Here is a 763-nt window from a genome sequence, read left to right on the forward strand (position 1 = left end):
CGCCAGCGCCGCCGCGTTCATCTCCGGCGGGCTGATGGCGGCGCGCCTGGTCGGCAGCGATGGTGCGGCGCGTTCCGGGCTGGTCCTCGGGATCTACTACGGCGGCACCGGCGTCGGCATCGTCGCGTCGGCGCTGCTGGTGCCGCCGCTGGTCGCGCTGTCGCAATCGCATGCCTGGCAATGGGCCTGGATCGCGCTGGGCGCCGTGGCGCTGATCGCGACCGCCCTCACCGCAGGCGGCACACGCGGCCTCGATGCCACGCCGGCACCGGCGTCGGCGCGCACCGGCTTCCAGGCGCGCGATTTCATGTTCGGCCTCGCGTCGTACACGCTGTTCGGCCTCGGCTACATCGGCTACATGACCTTCTCGGTGACGCTGCTGCGCGAGCAGCAGCTGGGCAGCGGGCTGATCACGGTGTTCTATGCGCTGCTCGGCCTCGGCGTGATCGCGTCATCGTGGTTGTGGGCCGGGCTGCTGCAGCGCTGGCGCGGCGGGCAGCCGATGGCGCTGCTGAACGCCTTGCTCGCGGTCGCGACGCTGCTGCCGGTGGTCAGCGCGCACCCGCTGGCCGGCTTCGTCTCGGGCGCGCTGTTCGGCAGCGTGTTCCTGTCGGTCGTCGCATCGACCACCGCGCTGGTGCGGCACAACCTGCCGGCCGCCGCGTGGCCGGCGGGCATCGCCGCCTTCACGACGGTGTTCGCGGCCGGGCAGATCGTCGGCCCGAGCCTGGTCGGCTGGCTGGCCGACGGGCCGGGCGGGCTG

The 763-nt window shown here is 73.5% G+C and carries 1 protein-coding gene; it reads left to right on the plus strand.

The genetic code is table 11. The features are described from left to right. Window positions 1–763: YbfB/YjiJ family MFS transporter (locus AC1D12_RS34550; protein ID WP_477845560.1), on the plus strand; the 763-nt coding region annotated here is incomplete at both ends.

Source organism: Rhizobacter sp. P1_G5 (assembly GCF_056405435.1).